The organism is Rummeliibacillus suwonensis, assembly GCF_007896435.1.
In the GTDB taxonomy this organism is placed as follows: domain Bacteria; phylum Bacillota; class Bacilli; order Bacillales_A; family Planococcaceae; genus Rummeliibacillus; species Rummeliibacillus suwonensis.
Window position 1 is genome coordinate 21,318 of the sequence record NZ_VCBL01000001.1, and the last position, 24,573, is coordinate 45,890.

Below are 24,573 nucleotides of genomic sequence, written 5' to 3' on the forward strand. Positions count from 1 at the left end.
ATGGGAGAATGAACAAAAACAGGAATGGAAGATTATACGGAGGTGGTTGTGAATGGAGCAAATAGAATTAGATAAATCGTTAAAAACAAGACATATTACGATGATCTCCATTGGTGGGATCATTGGTACAGGGTTATTCATTGGTACAGGTAAAAATATCATGTCAACTGGGCCAGCAACGATTATTTCATATTTTTTGGCGTGTATGATTATTGTATTTATCATGCGTATGCTTGGTGAAATGGCTTCAACCAAACCTGAAAATGGTTCGTTTGCTGCCTATTCAGGTCGCTTTATTGGGCCATGGGCAGGATTTACAGTGGGATGGTTATATTGGATAAGCTGGGTGTTCATTGTAGGTTTAGAGGCAGCAGTCATTGGTGGGATTTTTAATTCTTGGTTCCCGATGGTGCCAGTATGGGTAGGTAGTGTGGGGATCACAGTCATCTTAACGGGTTTAAACTTGTATTCTGTTAAGACATTTGGTGAGTTCGAGTATTGGCTAGCATTTATTAAAGTAAGTGCGATTATCCTATTCTTGATTGTCGGTGTGACGATGATTTTAGGTATTAATCCTAACTTCGAGTACAAAGGCCTAGGATTCATCTCAGATGCGGGTGGCTTTGCTCCGAAAGGGATACTACCCATTTTCACTGGGATTGTCTTTGTTATTTTCTCTATCTCTGGCGCTGAAGTAGCTGCAATCGCTGCAGGTGAATCTGAAAATCCGAAACGGAATATCGTTCGGGCCATTAACAATGTGGTTTATCGTTTAGGTTTATTCTTCGTTGGTTCCGTATTAATCATGATCATGATTATACCTTGGAATGATACGAAAGCATTAGCAGCGCCCTATGCGAACATTTTGAAAATGGCTGGTTTCCCGTTGGCAGGTGAAGTGATGCAATTTGTTATTTTTGTATCTCTGATCTCAGTTATGAACTCGGCTCTCTTTACAAGTTCCCGTATGCTTTTAGGGATGGCAGAAAAAGGTGATGCACCAGCTATATTTAAACATGTTTCCAAACGAAATGCGCCGACTTGGGCGATTTTGGGTAGCACAATTGTTGCTTATATATGCGCGATCTTATATTTCTTATCTCCAGATGTCATTTTTTATTTCTTAGGAAATGCAGTAGGCGCATTAATGATCATTGTTTATATCTTTATCGCAATTGCTCATATTCGTTTCCGAAGAGAATACGAGCGTACACAAACAGAGCCATTAGCCATTAAAATGTGGTTGTTCCCTTACTTAACTTATTTGACAATTGCCGTACTTTTAGGGGTGTATGTTTGCCAAATATTTATTCCATCGTTACGGGCACAATTTTATCTAAGTACAGCATTTTTTATAATTACTATCGCTGTATTCTTCTTTAAAGACAAAAAAATCAAGGCGTATCAACTGGGTAATCCCTATCAACATGCAGATGTGGATAATGGGACAAAAAGTCAAAATATGTGATCAAATAGGGTCCCGCATTCATTAGCGGAAGTAGGTCTACGACAAGCTGCAAGGAGCGGATCACATGTCTGTCAAAAAGTTGGTTGGACAACTAACATAGAGTGAATATCAAGGAAACCGAGGCTTTGTGTGATATTTTGCTATATCAAATGAATTTATCTGGTACCTAAAAAAATTAAAATTTGGTTCTTTTATTTTCACCAGATGGTGCCATAATTTTCTGTAAATACAAAACAAGGAGGAAATGAAAATGAAAGTAACGACTAAAACCGAGGAATTATTAGAAAAACGACAAAAATATGTTGTTCGCGCAGTAAGCAATGGGTCATTAAATTTTGCAAAAGAAGCAAAAGGAGCTACAATTATTGATATCGAAGGAAATGAATGGATTGACTTTGCGGCGGGGATTGGAATGATCAATGTAGGTCATAGTCATCCAAAAGTAGTAGAGGCTGTAAAAGCACAGGTGGATCGCATCATTCATCCTAGCTTCAATGTCGTCATGTATGAAAACTATGTAGAACTGGCAGAAAAGCTTTGTGAAGTTACACCAGGGACACATGATAAACAAGTCATTCTTCTTAACTCTGGTGCTGAAGCTGTAGAAAATGCTGTGAAAATTGCCCGTCGCTATACGAAAAAATCAGGCGTCGTAGCCTTCACACGTGGCTATCATGGTCGTACCAATTTAACAATGGCTATGACCAGTAAGGTGAAACCATACAAAGAAGGTTTTGGACCATTCGCTCCAGAAGTTTACAAAGCGCCATACCCTTATTTATATCAAAAACCAGCCGGTGAAACAGAAGAAGAATATGTAGATCGTATCATCGCAGAATTTAAGGACTTTTTCATCTCAACAGTGTCTCCTGAAATGGTTGCTTGTGTCGTAATGGAACCAGTACAAGGCGAAGGGGGTTTCATCATACCTCCGAAAAAATTTGTACAAGAGGTCGTGAAATTCTGTAATGAAAACAATATTGTTTTTATAGCGGATGAAATTCAAACAGGCTTTGGACGTACAGGTACATTATTTGCCATTGAACATTTTGATGTGGTGCCAGATTTAATCACTGTATCCAAATCATTAGCAGCGGGTATGCCACTATCCGGTGTCATTGGACGTAAAGAAATCATGGATGCTTCAGGGCCAGGGGAATTAGGCGGTACTTACAGTGGTAGTCCAACAGCCAATGCAGCAGCGTTAGCGGTCATCGATATTATGAAAGAGGAAAAATTACCAGAGCGCGCTGAAATAGTTGGGCAAAAAATTGAAAATAAATTAAAAGAACTGCAAACAAAATATCCTGAAATCGGGAATATCCGTCGTTTAGGTGCGATGGTAGCGATGGAAATCGTCAAAGATCCAACGACACGTGAGGCAGATAAATACCGAGTAACAGATATTACTAGTTACGCAAATCAACATGGATTATTATTATTAACAGCTGGTATTAAAGGGAATGTGATTCGCTTTTTACCACCGCTCGTTATCACAGATGAAGAATTAGCAAAAGGCTTTGCTATTTTAGAAGACGCTTTTGCGAATAGCTAAGGAGGAAATCGGCAATGTCTACATTCGTAGTAACCAACCCGGCAACAGGTGAAAATTTACAAGAAGTAACTGTTTCAAGCAATGAGGAAGTTCTTGCTGCACTTAAAGCAGGTCATAGTGCTTTTAAAACATGGTCCAAAGTAAATGCACATAAACGTTCAACACTGTTATCCAAATGGGCCGATTTAGTGCGTGCACACCGCGATGAAATCGGTGAATTGATCACACGTGAAAATGGTAAGCCGCTTGCGGAAGGAATCGGGGAAGTTGATTATGCTGCAAGTTATATCGATTGGTACGCTGAAGAAGCAAAACGTGTTTATGGTCGTACGATTCCGGGACATCAAGAATCCAAACGTTTACTAGTGATTAAGCAACCGATAGGGCAGGTAGCAGCAATTACCCCTTGGAATTTCCCAGCAGCGATGATGACAAGAAAAGCTGCTCCGGCACTTGCAGCGGGCTGTACATTTATTGTGAAGCCAGCAGAGGAAACACCCCTTACAACAATTCGTTTGATCGAATTGGCACATGAAGGAGGTATCCCAAAGGATGTTGTACAATGTGTCAATGGTGATGGTCCTCGCATCGGCAAATTATTTACAGATAGCCCTTATGTACGCAAAATTACATTTACAGGATCAACGCCAGTTGGCAAGGAACTTTTGCGAAATTGCGCGGATACGATGAAACATGCGACGATGGAACTTGGTGGTCATGCACCTTTCATCGTTGCAGAGGATGCAGACCTTGACCTAGCTGTACAACAAGCTATTAACGCCAAATTCCGTAATGCCGGTCAAACCTGTGTTTGCCCGAATCGTCTACTTGTGCAAGATCGAGTGGTCGACGCGTTCACAGAAAAATTTGTAGTAGCAGTGAAACAATTAAAATTAGGAAACGGGTTAGATGAGGGTGTAACAGTAGGTCCCATTATTAATAAAAAGGGATTCGATAAAATCGTTCAACAGTTGAAAGATGCTGTATCCAAAGGTGCAGATATTGCGTGTGGAAATGAATATGATTATGACGATGAAAAGGGATATTATTTCGTTCAACCAACAGTTATTACAGGTGTAAATGATACAATGAGAATCATGCAGGAAGAAACATTTGGACCTGTAGCACCCATTATACGGTTCCATACATTAGAGGAAGCAGTGGAGATTGCCAATAGCACACCATACGGTTTAGCAGCATATTTCTTTACAGAAAGCTACAAAACGGGCGTTTACTTAAGCGAAAATCTTGAATTCGGTATTGTAGGATGGAACGACGGTGCGCCATCTGGAGCGCATATCCCATTTGGCGGTATGAAGGAAAGCGGCATCGGACGTGAAGGCGGCTTGGAAGGGATCGAACCATACCTAGAAACAAAATATATTTCTACAAAAATATGATGAATAGACAGAGTTAAATTTTATCCCGCATTAGGTAAAAGAGATCGAATGGAAAATATTATTTCGCTCCTTCATTTGCTATCTGATATTAAAATGGGCTTTCAATTGATAGCTCACAGATGATATGGATATAACAAATGAATGCACATAAAGAAACTGGTCTTTAAATTAGCAGCTATTAGTGAAGTACAAAAACGCTTTTTTATCGGTCTTCCAGAAATTAAGGTAACAAGTTAAACATAAAAGAAGGTACTCATTATTGGGTAACCTTCTTTTTTAATCCTCATTAGTTGCGAATAATACAGTTTTGGCTCCATTAACTTTCTTCAGAATTTGAAACCTTATGCCTATCTAACTCGTAGAAAAAACAAAAGAGTATTGAGAAGCCGGTACAATGCATAGCATTTTTAAATAAAAAGCAGAAAAGAGTGGATCTGATGGATAATAAAGCGTATATAGAGTTGTTACAGGAAAATTATGATAAAGTTGTTAATGGTTTAAGTTGGACGGTAGATAAACGGATTATTTTAATGCTTGCGAGCCACTATAGTGCAGCGGGAAAAACGTTTTCCTTTACATCCTTTGATGAAATCGTTAAAGAAATCAAGAGTCAAACAAGCTGGTTCTCAACTTTACGTACAAGTAGCAGTCTTCTTTATGGTGTGGCTATGCTGCTAGATGGCAAAAAAGAGCCACAGCAGGCAGTAACCGAATTGATCGAAAATGAAGAAATTCTTAAACAAGCGAAATTCAAACGTTCTGTATATAGCTATATTTCCGCCCTTTTCTTAACAGATGATCCCGCACAAAAACAAACACATGCTGAAAGTGCGAGAAAATTGTATAATGCTATTCGCAAACATCATCCTTTCCTTACATCCTATGAAGATATGCCATATTCTGTTTTATTAAGTAAAGAGGATGAAAAGTTAGAACATCGTGCACAAACGATGAATCGTTATTACACCGAATTACGAAAACATCATTTTGTGTTGGGGAATCAGTTGCAATGGCTTTCTCAAATTTTAACTTTTCCAAGTGCTGATTATGTGGAAAAAATGGTGCCTTATGTTGTTCAAATCCGAGATGAATTCGTACAAAGAAACGTTAAAGTGAAACAAGAGCATTACCCTCTATTCGGTTTTTTAGCTGTGGCAGGCGCAAAGACAGAGCATATCGACCAAATTGTAGCTCTTTACGAAGTGTTAACAGAAGTGAAACGATTCCGTTGGTATAAGAGTATGGTGCTTCATATGGCTTTGCAAAAAGTTCTTCACGAACTTGCCCATTTAGACGATTCATTGGATATGAGTATGATCACCAATTTAGAAATGTTGATTCAAGCGGAGCAAGCGTTGGTGACGACTACGACCTTAGCAGCAGTGGCAGCTGCATCGAACACATCCGGTGAATAATAGAATAGAAGGGTAGGCCTTTAAGATTCAAGCTTTTCTCCCGTGAAATCTGAATAAGCTTCACTGAGTGGGCACAGCGCATATTTTTCGAGGAATCGCCGTTCACACTCTGTAACAATCAAAATGGCTCATTATTCAATTTTCAGATTTACAGATTCAACTGATAAAATAATCTCAAACCAATAATAAGGAAGTGTCTTAGTGTTAAAAAAATCTTCTTATTAGGAATGAATACTTTAGTAACTTTTACATTACTTGCCGCTTGTAGTAATGATGGAGGAGAAACAATAACTAGCAGTAAACCAACTGCTCAAGAAGTATTAAAAGAAGAACCAAATGCTGACATTATTCAAATCAATGGCACGATTTATAAAACAAATATTAAAAGAGTAGATGATCTTAAGGTTACGAAAGATAAAGAAATTGCGATCATTCAAAAAACTTCAAAGAAGGACATCAAAGATGGAACGGCCTCAAAATTACCGGTAAAAACAAAAATTTTTTCAACTAAAGAACAAAATGATGTAGTGATCGCAGAGATAAATGGAAAAATAAAAAAGTATATCGCCTTAGCAGAAGGATAAAAACAACCATTTTTCATTTTTTGAAATCTCAACTTTCGGATATTAAAAAATTTAATGAATCTTTAACTCGGTAAAAGCTTAAAATAATTGGATAATTTGACTTATAAATATTTTTATAAAAATATAATTATTTTTAACTGCTTTTAATACTTTATTTGACATTATTTGATTCATTGTAAGTGCTAATTCTCATAATTATCCTTCTCTCCTCATTTGAATTTCTAATAAATATCATTTTTTTACTTAGAAGAAAAGCACCTCCAAATCTTTTTTCTTACTTTCATTTCCGTTTTATTTAAAAGCTTTTTGAAAAATAAAGTTAGCCCAAATCAAAATAATCTTATCAAAATATCAACTAAAATAATTATTTTTAAATAATAACGGCCGGGAATAAAACAATATTGTTGAGCCTGCATTAACAGATAGAAGATCCTCATATTAAGATTTAAGTAAACTCTCATATGTGATTGCTTCCAACCTATACATATAAATTATTCATATAGAAAAAGCAGCAGTAATAGATTAACTGCCTGTAGAAACCCGATTTATTAACTAAAAAAACAGGAAGCTGAAGGTGAACTCTACATCCTTATTATAGGTATGACGACTAGGTAATTAGGTTTGATATTGAACGTAATCATGAAAAATCTTATATTTCTCCCTCATTTTATAGACACTCGCTGTGGATTGCTTAAGTCTTCGAAAATGAATCTTTGGGAGAGGTCACTCAAGAAAGTCTATTCAATGTACCGCGAAAAAATAAACAATCTGTAGCAGAAATCACAGTATGTTTTTGGATGAAATTGTATAATAACTATGCCTCATCTTTATATCAAAAATAAATTTTAATGTTATTTTTTTATTTAAAATATTATTTTGAAATAATTAAATAGAAAGAAATCACGAATGAAATATATGTGAAATTTTTGTGTGGATGATGTTACAATATTGTGAATTCCTTATAAAGTCTTGAAAAGGCTGTAATGATTTGTAAAAATGGAATGGTAATAATTTGATTGAATTGAAAGGAGGCGGAAAATGTGAAAAGTTATCAGAAATTTTTTGCTTATCTACTATCTGCATCAGTTATATTTGCAATGCCAACGATGGCCCAAGCGGCTGAATCGGGAGATACAACTGGAGGATCGGCCTCTGATTCTTCACTCCAAGAAACAAATGCTTTAGAAGAAACGGCAATTGATCAAAATCTTAACGATTTCAATAATCTTGAAGCTTCTAATAATCTTGATGAGCAGACTGCTGTAGAAGAAAATCAACAAGACTCAGAAACTAGTCAAGAGGCGACTTTAGTAACAACTGAATCTAGTGAAACAGCAAAAGAAAATGAGATCCAATCCAACAAAGATGAAGCGCTTTCAACAGCAATAGCTGAGTCTAATGAAACAATAAAGGAAAATGAAGTTCAATCCAATAATGATGAAATAACTTCAGCTAGTGATGTAAACGCTGAATCAAACCCGAAGATAGATGAACAAGAAATTGCTAACAAGCAATCTTCTAAAGAAGAGGGTGTATTAGCAGCCGCTAATCAACCAGAACAAGAATCTGTTGTTGTACAAAACGACCGAAAACAATTACCACTTAGTATTCGTTTATTGGGAGATAGCAATTCCACTCAATCTTCAAAAGGTTTAGCATCAAATTTATTAAGCATAGGATTGAATTTACCTGTTATAGGGAATATCAGTTTGAACCTTCTTTCAACATCAACAATCGTTTCTAAGACGGGTCATACTTATGTCGTACCTACTGGATTATTAGGTATTGGTATTACAAATTCATTATTATTAGGTAATTTAAATCTTGGCGTTTTAGCAGGTAATATACAAGATAATAACAACTTTCAAGGCGGAATTGTAACATTAGATACCGATAACTTATTGGGTAAAACACATTTGGGTATTATTGAAAACAATAAATCGACTACTAACGATGAACAAAGCTTTCAAACAGGTTTATTACTTGGGGATTTGAAAGATACACTACTTGGGGACGCTCATATCGGTGTTGCAGAATTAAATACCCATACAACTGCTGAAAGCAATTCTGTTCAATCTGGATTACTATTGGGAGATCTCCATAATTCTTTACTAGGAGATCAACATGTTGGTGTGGGAGAATACCGTCAAACGGAAACGGCTGACAGTAAAGAAATCACAGCAGGATTAATTCTTGTAGATTCAGAAAATACGCCAGTAGGAGATTATCATGTTGGTGTAGGCGAATACCATCAAACAGAAACAGCTGATGGTAAAGAAATCACAACAGGCCTAATTATCGTAGATTCAAAAGATGCATCAGATGGAGATGATCAAGCTGGTGAAGAAGAACATGATCAATCCCAAACGGATGATAATTCTGATAAAAACGATGAAGGCGTAACGAAAGATAATGGAAAAACAAGTGATTTACCTACTACTTCAACAGAACCAATTAACACTGTACCCCCAACTATAAATCCAAATGGCAATGATAAGTCAGAAAATGTTACAGAACCATTCCTTGATGGTCCAGATGCATCAGGTCAAAATGCATCAAGTCAAGATTTAGTTGCAAGTACAAAAGATTTAAGTTCAAGTGTAAGTGAAAAAGTAGAAAATCAAAAAGAAAGTACGCTTGTTCAAACGATCAAAGAGTTGATCAAAGCTGGAAACAGCACAATATTAAATGAAGAGTTAGCTGGATTGTATGATAAAGATGTACAAAATATATTCACAAAAGATAATCAAGCGAACAATTCTTTAGCTGTTACATCTTATTCAAGCACAACAGTTTCGAGCGGTGGTCCGTCATCAGGACCTGGAGCCGCAAGTTCTTCCGTTTCTAACTCAGATTCTATACCAAGTTATCTTTCTTCTGAAAGATTTAATCTAGAGGTGGAAAATTATTTAGGTAGTTCCATTGTAAAAAAACTAGCAGATCAGTGGAAAGGCGATCCTTTAATAGAACCGCCAAAATCTTCTTTCTTCTTAAACGCATAAAAAAATATTAAGAAGAAGGAGATTTATAATGAAAAAGAATATTGTTGTAAATTCACTTAAAGGTTTGGTTTATGCAAGTACTTTTGCGATTGGACTTTCAGTTTGGGGAGGAAATGCATTCGCTGAAGAATTAACAAAAGATACGACTAATGTAGAAGCACAACAAGTAGTATCAGATTCTGCCAAGACTATAGAAGTTTCAAAAGATGCTGCATTAACAGCTGCTGAAACTAAAAGTAGTCTTACAAATAATTCTGAAGCAAATCTTTCAAACCAACAATTAGCAAATAACAATAGTGAAACAAAGGCTAAAGAAGAAGTAGTAAAAGAGACTGTTTCAGATAAAACTGCTTCAAAGGAAACTGAAACAATACCAGCTGTTTCAAATACCGAAAAAGAAGCAACTGTTTCAACAGAAGCTGAAACAACACCAGCCGTTTCAGATGCTCCAAAAGAAACAACTGTTCCAAAACAAACTGAAACAGCACCAGTTGTTCCAAATGTCGAAAAAGAAACGACTGTTTCAGGCACAACTACTACTCCTAATCAAGAAACAAAAAGTAATAATAAAGAAACAAAATTTTCACTTATTGATATTCAACTAGGAGGAAGTCTGTTAAAACCAATCCTTGGTGATGTAGACATTAATGTTTTAGGTGGTAAAAAAACTGAAAATGCTACAGGTTCAGATTTTTCAGGCGGATTAGCACAAGTAGACATTAATGATTCTGGTCTTTTAGGCGATGTCCATGCAGGCGTTATAGAAGGAAAACATAAAAAAACTGCAGACAGTGAGTATACTTATGGAGCTCTTGTCGATGCAGATGTTTCCAATCAAATTCTTGGTGATGTTCATGCAGGAGTTGTAGAAGGGGAAGTATCGAAAACAAATGAAGCTACTACTATTCATGGTGGTTTGGTAATTGTTGACACAAACGATACACCTATTTTAGGCGATGTCCATGCAGGTGTTGGTGAATTTGAAAAGGTTATAACAAATGAAGTAACAAACCCGGGAACAGATGATCCAACAAACCCAGGAACAGATGATCCAACGAACCCGGGAACAGATGATCCAACGAACCCAGGAACAGATGATCCAACGAACCCGGGAACAGATGATCCAACGAACCCAGGAACAGATGACCCAACAAATCCGGGAACAGATGATCCAACGAACCCAGGAACAGATGATCCAACAAATCCGGGAACAGATGATCCAACGAATCCAGGAACAGATGACCCAACAAATCCGGGTACTGACGAACCAACAAACCCAGATGGAACGAATTCGGACAAACCAGATACAACAAATCATTCAGATAATGTAACAGATTCTAATAATAACAACGCAACAACAAACAATCATCAAAAAGATGTAACAACTGTAGCTAAAAATATCACAAATAGTGCATTAAACGCATTGCCAACAACTGGTTCATTCTTCAGCTCAACAATGCTTTTATTCATGGCTATCATGATGTTATTCTCAGGTGTTGCTATTAGAAAATATAGATTTGAATAAGTCATAGACGCAAGACTAACTAATCTAAAAACAAACAATTCTATTCAAGTTTTAGTTTTAAAAAAGGGGGACTGATCACCCTCCTTTTTTTTATCCCGCGTTAACGACAGTAAGACCCCCAACACAAAGATTGGAGAGAAAGAGAGCTGGGGATTAGTTGCTCGTATGCGCCCGATAGGTTCGGGCCAACATGATGTTGGTCACTCAGGTGTTGCCATAGGACTCGGCGTTTTTAACCTAAGTTCTTCTATTTCAGTGAAGGATAGTCCCACGCGAAGCTTCACTTTACCTCATGTGAGCAGCCGTGCTGACTGATATTTTTCACAAACGTTCAAATGGCAAAATGTTTTTTCTGTATATTTGACCTGTTGTTGATTTTTCCAAGAATGGATGAAGTAAATAGAGCGTATGAATCCTTCAAGAAGAAAATCATCAAGAAAAAAACAAATAGTGAGTTTACTTATAAGGAAACGTCCACTAAGCTATTTCACGGACAGTATCATGAAACTTATGAAAAGAGAAAAGGTATCGAGGAGGAAATAGGATGAAAAAATTAAGCAGCATACTCATTTTTTTAGGATTGGCTCTAATTATTTTTGTTGCGTATACAAAGATTCAAACGTATATGGAACAAAACAAATTAGTAGAAGAATTCAATGCGTTAACATTTCCTAAAGAAACGGAACAACAAGCAAAAGCGGCAAAATCGAAGCCGAAAGATGGAGAAACAATTGGCATTTTAAAAATTTCCAAGCTTCACTTAAAAACCCCTGTTGTAGAAGGCGCCACACAAGATGATATTAGATATGCTGTTGGACATTTACCATCAAGCGGTTCGGTAGATGATTTGGGAAAAGACAATCAAAACTTTGCTATTGCGGGGCATCGTTCTTACACATATGGTCAATTTTTTAATCGACTAGATGAATTGAAAAAGGGGAACAAAATTATTTTAAATACGAAAGAGAGAAAATTTACATATAAAGTTTTTAAAAAGAAAATTATTAAACCAACTGATGTGGAAGTGGTTAAACCCATCAAAGGCAAATCTATCATCACGCTTATTACATGTCATCCTAAGAATTCAAATAAACAAAGATTAGTTATATTTGCAGAGTTAGCAGCCGATTAATTTTCTTTCTATTTTCCGAATGCCAATCACCTATCAATCTGGTGTATGATGTAACTGGATCCCCATGATTAGAAGGAGTTTTAAAATGAATGGCGCAAGCATTGATATAAAAAAACAACAAGTTGAAAATGCGGCGATTTATAAATTATCGCCTTTTAAAGCATTATCGGATGAGCAAATGAGGCTGAAGGAAAAAATAATTACTTTTTGTAAGGAAAATGTAAAAAATAGCACACCTACTGTACTTGTGATCCATGGAGATGCAGGAACGGGAAAGAGTGTATTGTTAAATTCCGTGTTTTATGAACTTCAAATGCTATCTAAAAATAAGGTAGATGATCCTCTTTATCATACAAATAATCGCTTTATCGTGAATCATCCGGAAATGTTAAAGCTTTATAAGAATATTTCAGAGGACTTGTCGAATTTTAGAAAAAAGGATTTTGAACGACCTACATCATTTATCAATCAAATGCATAAGCAAGGGGGAACGGCAGATATTGTATTGATCGATGAGGCGCATCTTCTCCTCACCAAAAGTGATAAATATAATCGATTTTATCAGGAGAATCATTTAGAAGAGATGATCAAACTTAGTAAGGTTGTTATCATCGTTTTTGATGAAAAACAAATGTTAAAAATGAAAAGTTATTGGGACAAGCAGAAGCTACTTGAAATTATCGATCAATATCCAAATACGTCTTTTCATCTTACCAATCAATTTCGGATAAAGGCGGATCAAGATGTTATCGAGTGGATCGAGCAATTTGTACAAAAAAGGATACTTCCTCTGCCCCAAAAACAAGACTTTGATTTTCAAATTTTTGATGATCCAGTAGAAATGTATCGGAGAATAAAAGAGAGAAATGCAACGCATCAGCTTTCCAGAATAGTTTCTACATATGATTATCCATATAAATTAGATGGAAAAGATTATTTTGTTCAAGAGAAAAATTTTAAGCTACGATGGGATCGTTATCAGCCAAATGCTAAACATGCTTGGGCAGAAAGAGCGGATACTATTGATGAAGTTGGTTCCGTTTATACAGTCCAAGGATTTGACTTGAATTATGTGGGCGTGATTTTAGGCCCATCGGTTTCCTATGATGAAGAACATGACCAAATTAAGATTAATAGTGACAAATATGAGGATCAAGCAGCTTTTATTCTCAGAAAAGATGTTAAAAATCCTGAAGCGATAAAGGAGCAAATCATTTTAAATTCTATCAATGTCCTTATGACGCGAGGAGTCCATGGCTTATATATCTATCCAAGCGATGCAACATTACGAAAAAAATTGCTATCTTTATATAGATAGAACATCGGTTTTTTAACAATCATACAAGAATTGACAACAAGACCAAGAAAGAAACGGTTTTGAATGTATCCTATTTGAGCGAATGATATCAGTAAATACAATAAATAAACGCCTTCACTCGTTACGATTGCTACTAGAGTTGCAAGAAGGTGTTTTATTTTTAATCCAAAAATCAACTTTTTTAATTCATAAAATGAAAGAGAAGATAGATTTCTATCAATGAAAATGGTGATTCTATAGTTTTTCAGTGTCCTTAAGATAGATGGGGGATCAACTGCCGCATGTGTCCGATTGGTTCGGGCCAACATGTTGGTCACTCAGGTGTTGCCACAGGACGTGGCGCTTTTAACCTGAGTTCCTCTATTTCAATGGGGGATGAGGAAAACCCGCACTGATGGAAGCTTCACTTTATAAAGCATTTGGAATTGTTATAGTCTTTAAAAACGTAAAATAGAATTTTCTCTTGCTCTTCTTCTATTTCTATACTAAATGTAACTCTTTTGCTTTTAATGCCGCTTCTGTACGAGAATTGACATTTAATAGATGATATATTTTTGATAAGTTTCGTTCAATAGTACGTTGTGTAAGATTTAATTCTGCTGCAATCGCATTATTCGTATATCCTTGTATAACATAATTTAAAATTTTTTCCTCTCTTTTATTTAATTGTAATGTCTGCTCGATGTGAGTAGGCTCGATTTGTTCATGTACATAACTTAAAAAACTATAAGGAAGTAATATATTACCATTCATAGCATTCATGATTGTTTGAATGATTGTTTCTTTTGTTGAAGTTTTGGATAATAGTCCATAATATTTTTTTTGAGTCAATAAAAAATAATAATCTTCAATATTATCTCCTGTATAGAAAATAATTTTAGCGGAAGGTTGTATTCGTTGTATGTCATCTGCCACTTCAATTCCATTTTGCTTTGGCATATTAATATCCACTAGATAAATATCATAGGATTTTTTCAGTATACGTTTTTTTACATTTTGTACATCATTTTCTGTATCAACATCAATTTGTGTAACATCATCAAATAAAATTTTGCTTCCTTCAAGTACAATTGGATGATCATCAATTATCAAAATTCGAATCATAATCATTGTCATCTCCTTTATCTATTCGGACATCGATTTGTACACCTTCGCCTGGATACGTATCAATTATAAGTTCTCCATTAAAAGCAGCAACTCTTTCCTTCATCCCTAATAATCCAAAAGAAGATTTTTTCTTTATGGTAGTTAGATCAAATCCTACCCCGTTATCCATATAGAATAGATGAAATCCTTTATTATAAGGATGAAGTTCAATCTTCACATATGTTGCGTTTGAATGTTTTAAAGCATTGTTAAGCATTTCTTGAATCAGTCGATAAATCAGCAATTCTAAATGTGCATCCGTTAGTTCTATCGATTTAATCATTCGTATTAAAGTAAAAGTTGAACGTTCCTCTACTTGTTTAAATAATCTATTTAATGCAGTTTCTAAACCTAAAGTATTGAACAAAGGTGGTTTTAAACATTCGCAGTATTGGCGAAGTTTTTTATTCACATGAATGAGTTGTTGGTGAAGCTTATGAATTTCTTTGTTCAAGATTACTGGATTTTTTTCATATGAAAGTTGATCAATTTTTCGTATTAAAAAAATTTGTTCTTGTAGTATTGTGTCATGTAATTCTTGACTCAATTGACTTTTTTCATGTTCAAATTCAATCCACATTAGCTTTTCTAACCATTTTGGTATGGTATTTTTAGTCTTAAATTTCTGTAGTTCCTCAAGAATCTCCTGAATCATTTGTGTATTCTCAATCGATTGATTCATATAGATGACTAGTAATTCAATCCAAAGTAGCTCTTCTTTCTTTAGATTTCCTCTCTGCCTACAATTTAATCGAATGAAGTATTTGATGGTTAAATTTTGATGTATACAAAAAACATAACCATCCTTTTGTTTAATGATTTCACCGATTTTCAATCCTTTTGCTAGTGAAGGGGTGAGGTCAACCTCCAATGCGTAATTAGTTGGTTCTGTCAAGATGAGTTCTGTTTTATGAAGAGCCATATCATATTTTATACATGCTACAGCATCCGCTTTTACAATATGTAAAAATTGATCGGCTATTTTTTTTAATAATGAATGAATCGTTGCTTCTTTTGAGATTAACTCAATCGTTGTGTACAGTAAATGGATGTAATCCCCTTTTGGAGAGAAAATCATCTTTCGATTCATATAATCTATTTTCTCTTTCATATAAAAAAGTAAAAGTAATGATAGAAAGAAAAATATTCCCATCATGATTATTCGTTGGAGTGAAGGCTTCGTCAAAAAATATACGCCACTTACTAACCAAATGGATGTGAAAAAGGCAAAAAAAGTATAGTAACGCAATTTGGAAATATGATAGGAAATATGATATAAGCGTTGAACAAATTGCAAAAAAATGAAGAAAAATGGAATGATCAAAATAAACACAATACTTATTATAGGATTGATCCATTCAGTATGAAACAACAACATAGGTAATACGTATAAAGCGAAGAATGGAATAAATGGGAAAATAATTCCCCAAAAAATAATCATGATTTGTTTCTTTCGATAAATATAATAAGATGTCAATAAAATATAGATTATCGATAGTAGCAATGTCATAAAAGTAATCAATATGATATAGGTGTTTACATCATGAATTGTAGGTATCACAAAACTAAGAATCATTAAAAGAAAGATAAGTAAGGGAATAAAATAATACCAAATCATTTTCTTTATATGTGGTAATTCTAGTTGCAGAAAATCAAAATAAAATTTTAAAAAATGAATGAGCAAAACTAAACAGGTGATCATGCCTGTACTATTGATAATCACTCCAATAGGATTTTGTTGTATCAAAGCACTAACACTTGCGTATGTGATAGCAACGGTTAAAAGAAAATAAAGTAAAATATTCAACGACGCGAAATTCGTAAGATGAACTCGATATAGCAGAATAACAATACACAAAATGGCGACAGAATAAATGAATGGTAATAGAAAATAATAAAAGAAACTATAGGGCAACTCATGATAAGTGATATTTATCATATGTAACTTCCCATTTTGATCTGAAGTTGATAGGGAAGCGGCTGTTCGAATCACTTCTGTACGGTGGTCTAATTGAGAGACAGGAACATCATTGACAGTTAGTAAGATGTCTCCTTTTTTTATATCAACAGTTTTCGCCCAATCTGGAAAATCAAAATTGGTAATGATCCAATGTCCATCATTCTTTGTAATCGTTAAGCCAATAACTGGTGAAGTATAGCTAATATAAAGCAAATAAACACTAGCGATCACATAGGCTATCAACGTGATTAAAAAGACAGGTAGTGGAATACGTTTTATCCCCATGCTGAGCCGTTTATACATGTTTTCTCTTTAAATACTATTTGAATCGCTAGTTGTTCGCCTGTGTTTATTCCTCTTAAGGATAAACGGTTTTTGTTCAATAACATTATAAACATTGGATTTTTCTCTATATATTTCATCATATTCAAATCCCTCATTTTATAAATATTCGAGCTTCTTTTGGTACTACAAAAAAATATTCTGATAATTTAAATATATTTTTTCAGGCGTGTTGATTATCCAATTTAATCCATAAAAATAGGGTAATTCGTTGATTTCCGCTCCGACTTGCTCACTTTCCTGCGGGGCGAATGCTGAGCCTCCTCGCTACGCTGTGGGGTCTCATCTATTCGCTTTTCCCGCGGGAGTCGAGCAAGCCTCCGCTCCAATCTATATAAATGGTCCTAAAAATACAGGGCTTTTCAAAAATTACGCCAAACGGATACCCCTAATTTTTGTAAAATCAACACGTGTGATTTTTTTTGGTGGAAAGTAATTAGTTTCACTTTTATTTATAGTAAAATATAAAAATCTCATTTTTCGTTAAGTGTTACTTAAATGATAGGCATAGCTCACTAGCTAAAATGATTTGTCACATATTCATAAAGATTTCGTATCTCTTACATATACACAAAGTACTCTTAAAATAGTTTTTTATAGATATCAGTATTAATTTTATCAATAATGGTAAAATTTTTAAATAATTTTAACGAATTTTACAAAAATATTTCAAATTATGGGATGTGTATTTTTAAATTGATAGGAAACAGGCAAAAGAAATTTAATTTATCAAGCGTGTTGATTATCCAATTTTCTCCACAAAATATAAGTGTATTCACTGGTTTCCGTTACGGCTTGCTCGCTTTCCTGCGGGCAAACGCTGGGGGCAACAGGATGTTGGTCACGGAATTGTTGCCACAGGACGTGGCGTTCTTAGATTCCGTTCCTTCAATCGCTTCGCTGCGGGGTCTCAACTGTTCGCTTTTCCCGCGGGACATTGAATTGACTTCCTGAATCCACACCGCACGAAGGAAATGCGTGCATTTTCGAGGAGTCGAGCAAGCCTTCACTCCAATCTACATAAATGGAGCTAAAAATACATGTTTTTTTAGAATTTTGTGCAATTTATCACCTGTTTTTTTCCTAATCAACACGCCTGTTAATCTAGGATTCAATTTTTGAAAAGGTACAAACAGCTTGATATTCTGTTTTTTGTCAACAATACGACAAAGATTTGTCGGAAACTACACCTAGACATGTCGGTGAAAGTTATCTTAATCTATAGGTGTAAGTTATTAGGAGAGTGGTAGATTGTTTAACTTATTGAAAGTTATTGCAAACGCTTTTTTTAGTAAAAAAGCAAATGTAATCGTTTTAATTATATTTATGGTAATATTTACAATATATTGTTGCAATCCATATGTTATTAATCCAGCAGAGTTCACGCTTTATACAAAATATTTTATTCCAATAGGTGTTTTAGTATGGGGGTGGATTGGCTATCAACTTTGGACGGCAGTTGAGCAAGTTCTGCCTACTGACTTCTTTGATGAGGATATTCGATTAAAAAAATTAAGCGTATATTCAAAATTGATTTTTGGACTTATTTTACTTTTTATATGTATTTTTCAATTAATTCAAGGCGCTTTAATAGCAACAGTGATTACTTTTATATTTAATTCTTCTATTAAACTTACATGGTGGTTATTCAAACTATATTTCATCCATTTTGGAATGGCATTTATCATTTCATCACTGATTGGAATGGTTTGTTGTATATGGATGACAAGAAAAAAGAGCATTGTTTCGATTTTGTTATGTATCATTTTACTTTTTGAGTTCATCTTTGTGATTGGTCGCGAATTTGTAGGAGAACGGATCGAATTATTTATTTTAAATCGTTTTATTTACATTGATCCGATATTCAGTTTGACAAATGCAAATGAGCAAGCTACTTGGAAGTTATTATTTTTATTCATATGTCTAATAGCATTAGTGTTCAGTCTTATTTTAAAAATGAATAAACCATTAGTTATTTTACTGCCGCTTCTATTCCTTTTTTTTAATGTGAAAAGCGTAGATGTGTTTTCTAAGCAAGCATCAGAGGTAGATTTAGTAAATGAGGATAAAAAGTTGATGAATTTGATAGAACATTCAAGCGGGCATTTTAATGGTTCAATGGATGGTTGGAATATGGAAAAAATCGAGTTTGATTTAAATTCGAAAATCTTCCATGTAGTGATGGATGTAAAGCCAAATAAAGAGAAAATTAACTTTTCATTAAATGAACAATTCAAAATAACAAAAATCATTTCTAAAGATGGAACGCTTGATTTTTATACTTCAAAAATGGGGTCCTATTTTTTTAATATTTTCGAAAAATCTATTTATTTACCGTATTTTGCAAATTGGTATCCTCAAAGCAATGTAAACTCTATCTACACATTCAATCAAGCAAGCAACTATATTGAAATTGAAAATAATTCAGGCATTTGTACTCAAATGGATTTAAAAGTGGTTCATCAAAAGTTTGTTTGGCAAGGGGAAAACGCTCCTTGTATAACTTTAGTTAAGGGAAATTATACAAAAACAACAATTGGTGGAGTAGATTTTCTAATATATGACTCCATGATTGCAAAAGATGAGCAGTACAAAATGATTTTAAAGAATTTAGAAAATATTCAAAAAGAGTATTGTCAAATTAGCTCTAGACGTAATTTATGCGATCATCCAATTCAATCTATTTTGATTAAACCAAAGCAAGGTTATCTTCCTTACATATCTTATAGCGATGTCATTGTTCATCAAGGTTTTTATATTATTAGTGTTGATCCGTTCAGTGATGTGAACACAGATCCTATTAGTAAATATGTAAGTGAAATTGCATCGATTGCTTTAGCAGATGACTATTTTGAGGATCAAGGATTACGCTATTATGCAGCAGATTATATAAGTGAACGATTAGGTTTTAACAAGCTTAATTACTTATCTCTCATGATGCAGGAGAAGAAAGAACAACCAGCAAATTGGGATGAATTTATAAAGTTAAATCTAGGTGATAAAAAGAAATTTATTCATAAGATGACAGCGGTCGGAGAGGAGTAAAAGGATGCTCAACTAAGAGAAGTTACAATACGTTCTAATGGAAAACTACAACTTTATAATTGTAGCTGCGACTTACCAAAACGATCAATGATTGTGGCATCTAATCATTATCATTTAACGACTCTTGCTAACGCTTTTTGTGGTAAACATTCTATCGAAAACGGGAAAATAATATTAGATACCAAGAATGACAAGCATAAAAAGAAAATTTTTTATAATCTTCCATATAATTATACGGAAAAATGGCGACATTATACGATTTCAGAGATTTTATCTATTTGGAAATATCCAAAGCAAAATTCGGAGATTTTTCATAAATATCAATTTGATATTGATTGTAAACTAAATGATTTGACGAAAGTACAACAATTTATTTATTGGGTAAGTGTAGGAAAATCACTTCAACATCAATTTTTTATCTTAAACAATTCATTTCAGTATTTTGATTATTTAGATTGGAAGGTCTTAGAGCGTTTTTTAAAGGAGGATTTCAATCATGAATCGTTTCTCCTTTTAAGTCATCGATACGAATCTGTATTAAATGAAGATATTGATGCTATTTTTGAAATCAATACACAACATCAGCTTACTTTGAAAGGAGGTGAAAAAGATGGTGATTGTAAATAAAAAACGCAATAAAAAGTTATTAGTCATTGGGGCAGCACTTAGCCTTTCAATCTTTATTTCTGGTGTAGCAGGAGCCACTAGTAAGACAGCTTATTTATCTGGTTCAACTTCTAACGAAACAGGGACTATTACAGCAGGCGCTACTACGGGTGCAAGTATTAAAGGTGGAAATACGGGAGCCAATACTACTGTTCGTGCTTATGGTAAAAAAGTAATTAATTACTGGCCAGATTCAACAGTAGCATCAACAGATTGGTTGAATCCTGGAAAAGAGCAAACAAAGGGATTTACTCCAACTAAAGGGGAAAAATATTATGGACTAATCACAGGACAAACATCTAGTTCTAATGGTTATGTTAAAATCACAGTAAATTAATAGGCTAAAAAAGAGATGCCATTCTTTGCAAGAGTGTTGTGCATCTCTTTTTACCTAAAAAGGAGAATGGGGATGCGGTGGAAATGGTTATTTCACTTTTATAGTAAGCAATTTATCAAAAGCAAGTTATATATGGGGGCAAGTCTAGCACTGATTATTCTTGTCATCAGCCGGATTATGTTGCATAAATTTGATCAATTTCATATCCAGAATTTTGGAGATCTACCATCAGAAATCAGCGGCGTTGTCCAAATTGTCTCCATTTTTTATATGATTTATGCCTATCAAGTCGTTTCTAATGAGCTTCAATATGGGATTCAGACGTTTTTTACAGATGGACATCAGATCATGGTTGAAAAAATTTCAGCAATGGGTGTGGTGCATAGCCTTTTTCAACTCGCATTAGCCATTATTACATACGGATTTTATAGTTTTTATTTTTTAATCAATGGGCTAGGTGTGACCTTTTTATATGCCGAATTGTTTCGCTTTATCATGACTTTTTTATGGGAACCGATGATTCTCTATTTCTTTATGGCGATTCTTGTCGCGATTATTTGTGGCAAGCGTAAAATCAGCTTCTTTTTTATCGCGGTTGGATGGATTGTCACAGGCGGAATGAATACAGAATTTTTAGAAACTATTTTCAATAACATCCCGGCAAAGGATTGGAAGATTCTGCTTTCTTTTAGTATGAGCAATATATACAACGCTTATGAATCATTTATTGGTTATGATATTAGCTTGGCATATGAATTGCGCTTCCTATTTTGGCTGCTTTTATTGGGGGAGTTCTTTTTTCTTCTCTCCCTTCGCTGGGCACAGGATTTTGCCTTACGAAAGCGGATTCGAAATCTGCTGATTGTTCTTCCAATAGTGTTACTGCTTGTAGGGAAAATGGCAATCTTATGGATGCCGAATATGTGGAATAATGCGGATTACAATCAAGAAGTTAAATATTATCAAAAGCTCTCCCATTCAAAAAGCCAGACAAATGAAGCATATGATATCCAGCAGTATGTAATGCATCTAGAAGGAGATCAGCTACAAGTAACAATGTCGCTAAAAAATATGAAAACAGTACGTCCTACTTTTCAACTTTATCACGCATACGCCATTCAGTCGATCACCAATCATCATCGAGCGGTTTCCTATGATCGGTATGGGGATTTGATCACTCTTCATTTAAAGAAACCTGTTGATCAATTGCAATTTACCTATACCCTTCGGTCAACAAATTTTTATCCCATTTTAAGAAGTCGAAAGCTATTGCTTGGAAATATGGCTTGGTATCCAAAGAAAAATAATGATCAAATGTATCGTATAAGTAAAGATGGAAGGGGTGTCGATTTTATTCCTGATGACCCTACCAAAGCAGTAAAAATGACTGTCCAAACAAAAGACAAGCTATTATTTATCAATTTAGCGAAAAAGAGCGATGGTGTGTATGAAGGAAAGGCTCAGGCGGTCACATTGATTATGGGGCAAGGAAAAACGTTGGAAACAGGTGACTATCGCATCACGTATCCGAGTGATTGGCCAGATCTTACAGAAAGTGCACCCACTTTTCTTGCTTTTCAGGAAAAGCTATTGGCATATGCCCAAGAAATCGGTCCAACCGTTGTAAGTCGAGTGCCTTCGAAAATTGTGTTAGCTCAGAATATCACTAATGGAGTAGCGAAATTAATAAGTGAGGATCATTTTGTTTATGATACTGGGTCATTGTATCCATTAGCATCTAAGGATACTTTGGAAGGAATTCCCACAGAGATGATGCCGATCATTATTGCACCGAAAAAAAGTCCATTCTATACTGCTTGGTGCCTTGCAACAACTAGTTGGATGAATCGTAAACTTCATGTATTAGATCAAATTCACTTCGACTCAGACTTACCTTTTTATTCGGATTCAGATGATGCACCTGTAAAGGAAGGTACGAAAGTTTTAGAGGAATTTCAAGGAAAATCATTGAAAGAGCAACAGGAATTTTTGAAATACTGGTATGCCCATATGGAGGAAGCGACTACATGGAAGGAAATTCATAGTTGGCTAAAGGGGAATCGAAAATAATGGACCTATATATTAAAGACCTTTCAAAAAAGATGAAAAAACAAACGATATTATCGCAATTATCCCTGCATATAACGGGGATTTATGGCCTCTTAGGACCAAATGGAGCAGGGAAAACAACCGTTATGAAAATTATTGCAGGACTATCCAAGATGGATGATGGCGAGGTTTTTTTAAATGAGGAACTCATAAGTAGAGGAACTTATGTCAAACGGGTAGGTTCCATTGGTTATCTGCCACAAGACTTTCAGTTTTATCCGCAGCTAACGATTTTTGAAGTTTTAGAACATATTGCAGTTCTACAGGGAATTGTCGATCCGTCTCTTATTGCAAAAGAAATCGATGAAGTATTAGAAGTGGTCAATCTTTCTGAACAAAGGCATAAAAAAATTCATGAATTGTCTGGAGGGATGCGCAGAAGAGTGGGAATTGCTCAGCTTCTGCTAAGAAAGCCATCTATTTTGATATTCGATGAACCAACAGCAGGGTTAGATATTGAGGAACGAATTCGCTTTCGCAATTTATTGAAAGTATTGGGTGGCAATCATACAATTATCATTTCCTCACATATCGTAGAAGATATTGAATTTTTATGTACGAAAATCGGTGTCATACGAAAAGGAAAAAAATTATTTGAGGGTGCACCGGATGCGTTAAAAAATTATGCCAGACACAAAACATTCGATCTGCTAATTTCAAAAGAAGACTTGGATGATTTTATTCTAAAGCATGAGGTTGTCTATTTGGAGGAACAAGAAGAGAAAATTCGTGTAAGGATTTTGAGTGAGGAAGATAATATTGGGAAGCCAGTTAGTCCTCGTTTGATGGATGGATACCTAGCGTTATTACAAGAGGATTCGCTATGAAGAAAATTTCCTACTTATTCAAGTTTGATCTAAAATTACAGCAGTTTTTCTTCTTTCTTCCATTTATTGCATATGCTTTAGCCATTGTTTGTATCTATATATCTCCAGATGAGAATCGTGACTATATTTTTTTTCAAGTATTAGCCGTTAGCTTTTGCGGAGTCCATCTACTCTTACATTATAGTTATTTATTTGAAGAGGGAGCAAGTGAAATTCTTTTGCCCTATTATCGTCAAACTGCTTGGCTGGATCTTTTACGTTATGGGTTAGTAGATGGGCTTTGTATAGCGATTGTTTTTTGTTTTGTCGATCCATTTTTTCATACCCCACAGGTAGTGGCTCATACGATTCTTTTAGCATTATGCTACTTTTTAGGAAGTAGTGCGTTGCTTATGATCATAAAAAACTTAGAGATTACTATTTCCTGCATATTGGTTTATACCATCATGGAAATTGGTACACAGGGGAGCTTTATGCCATGGCCTCATATTTTCTTCTTTGTCTATCCTTATGTCGATTTATGGGTGAGATTAACGTATATCTCACTTGTCATCGGTTTAATTCTTGCAATTGGTATCATTAGTCGATTTTATATAACAAGAAAGTAAAAGATGGTATGTATTTGATTAGAGAACATGCTTATTGTAGGCTTCCTAATAAATATGTTTTTTGATATAAAATGAATTTATTTAAGTCATTATCATTACAATTCCGATCATTGGCAATATTATTTTGAAATAAT

18 protein-coding genes are annotated in these 24,573 nt (G+C 34.7%); 16 read left to right on the forward strand and 2 right to left on the reverse strand.

Features of this window, described 5'->3' with window-relative positions; translation table 11 throughout:
- The first annotated feature begins 52 nt into the window (after nt 1–52).
- The 10 genes from FEU33_RS00200 to FEU33_RS00240 all read left to right on the forward strand — a co-directional run bounded on the left by FEU33_RS00200 (nt 53) and on the right by FEU33_RS00240 (nt 13,399).
- Complete coding sequence (locus FEU33_RS00200) at nt 53–1,468, forward strand: amino acid permease (protein ID WP_146547455.1); 1,416 nt, start codon at nt 53–55, stop codon at nt 1,466–1,468.
- Between the two features lie 244 nt (nt 1,469–1,712).
- The gene (gene gabT / locus FEU33_RS00205; protein WP_376752500.1) at nt 1,713–3,023 is read left to right on the forward strand and encodes a 4-aminobutyrate--2-oxoglutarate transaminase; all 1,311 of its coding nucleotides are present in this window, start codon (nt 1,713–1,715) and stop codon (nt 3,021–3,023) included.
- A gap of 14 nt (nt 3,024–3,037) precedes the next feature.
- Nucleotides 3,038–4,423 (forward strand): NAD-dependent succinate-semialdehyde dehydrogenase, encoded by a 1,386-nt coding sequence (locus FEU33_RS00210; protein WP_146547457.1) that lies wholly within the window; start codon nt 3,038–3,040, stop codon nt 4,421–4,423.
- 437 nt (nt 4,424–4,860) lie between these two features.
- Entirely contained in the window at nt 4,861–5,838 is a 978-nt protein-coding gene (locus FEU33_RS00215; RefSeq protein WP_146547458.1) for a DUF4003 family protein, read from the forward strand.
- Between the two features lie 227 nt (nt 5,839–6,065).
- A complete protein-coding gene (locus FEU33_RS00220) occupies nt 6,066–6,422 on the forward strand; it encodes a hypothetical protein (protein WP_146547459.1) in 357 nt (118 codons plus the stop codon).
- 1,040 nt (nt 6,423–7,462) lie between these two features.
- A complete protein-coding gene (locus tag FEU33_RS00225; protein WP_146547460.1) occupies nt 7,463–9,424 on the forward strand; it encodes a hypothetical protein in 1,962 nt (653 codons plus the stop codon).
- Nucleotides 9,425–9,452: 28 nt separating this feature from the next.
- Entirely contained in the window at nt 9,453–10,949 is a 1,497-nt protein-coding gene (locus FEU33_RS00230) for a hypothetical protein (RefSeq protein ID WP_146547461.1), read from the forward strand.
- 165 nt (nt 10,950–11,114) lie between these two features.
- On the forward strand, nt 11,115–11,264 hold the full coding sequence (locus FEU33_RS18595) for a hypothetical protein (RefSeq protein ID WP_186731269.1): 150 nt from the start codon (nt 11,115–11,117) through the stop codon (nt 11,262–11,264).
- A 229-nt stretch (nt 11,265–11,493) separates the two neighbouring features.
- Nucleotides 11,494–12,081 (forward strand): class D sortase, encoded by a 588-nt coding sequence (locus tag FEU33_RS00235; protein ID WP_146547462.1) that lies wholly within the window; start codon nt 11,494–11,496, stop codon nt 12,079–12,081.
- Between the two features lie 85 nt (nt 12,082–12,166).
- Nucleotides 12,167–13,399, forward strand: a complete 1,233-nt coding sequence (locus tag FEU33_RS00240) for a DUF2075 domain-containing protein (protein ID WP_146547463.1) — start codon at nt 12,167–12,169, stop codon at nt 13,397–13,399.
- A 480-nt stretch (nt 13,400–13,879) separates the two neighbouring features.
- Here the strand turns inward: FEU33_RS00240 and FEU33_RS00245 are convergent, their stop codons facing one another.
- A complete protein-coding gene (locus FEU33_RS00245) occupies nt 13,880–14,503 on the reverse strand; it encodes a response regulator transcription factor (protein ID WP_186731270.1) in 624 nt (207 codons plus the stop codon).
- Nucleotides 14,481–16,808 (reverse strand): sensor histidine kinase, encoded by a 2,328-nt coding sequence (locus tag FEU33_RS00250; protein WP_146547465.1) that lies wholly within the window; start codon nt 16,806–16,808, stop codon nt 14,481–14,483. Before FEU33_RS00250 ends, FEU33_RS00245 begins: the two co-directional genes overlap by 23 nt.
- A gap of 1,290 nt (nt 16,809–18,098) precedes the next feature.
- Between FEU33_RS00250 and FEU33_RS00255 the strand changes: the two genes are divergently transcribed.
- The 6 genes from FEU33_RS00255 to FEU33_RS00280 all read left to right on the forward strand — a co-directional run bounded on the left by FEU33_RS00255 (nt 18,099) and on the right by FEU33_RS00280 (nt 24,439).
- Nucleotides 18,099–19,892, forward strand: a complete 1,794-nt coding sequence (locus FEU33_RS00255) for a hypothetical protein (protein ID WP_146547466.1) — start codon at nt 18,099–18,101, stop codon at nt 19,890–19,892.
- Between the two features lie 93 nt (nt 19,893–19,985).
- Nucleotides 19,986–20,519 carry a hypothetical protein gene (locus tag FEU33_RS00260; RefSeq protein ID WP_146547467.1) on the forward strand — a complete coding sequence of 178 codons (534 nt, stop codon included), beginning with the start codon at nt 19,986–19,988 and terminating at the stop codon, nt 20,517–20,519.
- The gene (locus tag FEU33_RS00265; RefSeq protein ID WP_244950943.1) at nt 20,503–20,895 is read left to right on the forward strand and encodes a hypothetical protein; all 393 of its coding nucleotides are present in this window, start codon (nt 20,503–20,505) and stop codon (nt 20,893–20,895) included. Before FEU33_RS00260 ends, FEU33_RS00265 begins: the two co-directional genes overlap by 17 nt.
- Nucleotides 20,896–20,967: 72 nt before the next feature.
- Nucleotides 20,968–22,965: a hypothetical protein gene (locus FEU33_RS00270; protein ID WP_146547468.1), complete on the forward strand. Its 1,998-nt coding sequence runs from the start codon at nt 20,968–20,970 to the stop codon at nt 22,963–22,965.
- On the forward strand, nt 22,965–23,831 hold the full coding sequence (locus FEU33_RS00275; RefSeq protein WP_146547469.1) for an ATP-binding cassette domain-containing protein: 867 nt from the start codon (nt 22,965–22,967) through the stop codon (nt 23,829–23,831). The genes FEU33_RS00270 and FEU33_RS00275 overlap by 1 nt, the downstream gene beginning before the upstream one ends.
- Nucleotides 23,828–24,439, forward strand: coding sequence for a hypothetical protein (locus FEU33_RS00280; protein WP_146547470.1), 612 nt, complete (start codon nt 23,828–23,830; stop codon nt 24,437–24,439). Before FEU33_RS00275 ends, FEU33_RS00280 begins: the two co-directional genes overlap by 4 nt.
- The last annotated feature ends 134 nt before the right edge of the window (nt 24,440–24,573 follow it).

What these genes read in the sequence shown, in the direction of transcription:
- FEU33_RS00230 (WP_146547461.1), top strand. Translation starts at nt 9,453, where the DNA reads ATGAAAAAGAATATTGTTGTAAATTCACTTAAAGGTTTGGTTTATGCA.
- FEU33_RS00265 (WP_244950943.1), top strand. Translation starts at nt 20,503, where the DNA reads ATGGTGATTGTAAATAAAAAACGCAATAAAAAGTTATTAGTCATTGGG.
- FEU33_RS00240 (WP_146547463.1), top strand. Translation starts at nt 12,167, where the DNA reads ATGAATGGCGCAAGCATTGATATAAAAAAACAACAAGTTGAAAATGCG.
- FEU33_RS00275 (WP_146547469.1), top strand. Translation starts at nt 22,965, where the DNA reads ATGGACCTATATATTAAAGACCTTTCAAAAAAGATGAAAAAACAAACG.
- FEU33_RS00210 (WP_146547457.1), top strand. Translation starts at nt 3,038, where the DNA reads ATGTCTACATTCGTAGTAACCAACCCGGCAACAGGTGAAAATTTACAA.
- FEU33_RS00280 (WP_146547470.1), top strand. Translation starts at nt 23,828, where the DNA reads ATGAAGAAAATTTCCTACTTATTCAAGTTTGATCTAAAATTACAGCAG.
- FEU33_RS00245 (WP_186731270.1), bottom strand. Translation starts at nt 14,503, where the DNA reads ATGATTCGAATTTTGATAATTGATGATCATCCAATTGTACTTGAAGGA.
- FEU33_RS00220 (WP_146547459.1), top strand. Translation starts at nt 6,066, where the DNA reads ATGAATACTTTAGTAACTTTTACATTACTTGCCGCTTGTAGTAATGAT.
- FEU33_RS00215 (WP_146547458.1), top strand. Translation starts at nt 4,861, where the DNA reads ATGGATAATAAAGCGTATATAGAGTTGTTACAGGAAAATTATGATAAA.
- FEU33_RS00250 (WP_146547465.1), bottom strand. Translation starts at nt 16,808, where the DNA reads ATGTATAAACGGCTCAGCATGGGGATAAAACGTATTCCACTACCTGTC.
- FEU33_RS00235 (WP_146547462.1), top strand. Translation starts at nt 11,494, where the DNA reads ATGAAAAAATTAAGCAGCATACTCATTTTTTTAGGATTGGCTCTAATT.
- gabT (WP_376752500.1), top strand. Translation starts at nt 1,713, where the DNA reads ATGAAAATGAAAGTAACGACTAAAACCGAGGAATTATTAGAAAAACGA.
- FEU33_RS00200 (WP_146547455.1), top strand. Translation starts at nt 53, where the DNA reads ATGGAGCAAATAGAATTAGATAAATCGTTAAAAACAAGACATATTACG.
- FEU33_RS00270 (WP_146547468.1), top strand. Translation starts at nt 20,968, where the DNA reads ATGCGGTGGAAATGGTTATTTCACTTTTATAGTAAGCAATTTATCAAA.
- FEU33_RS18595 (WP_186731269.1), top strand. Translation starts at nt 11,115, where the DNA reads ATGCGCCCGATAGGTTCGGGCCAACATGATGTTGGTCACTCAGGTGTT.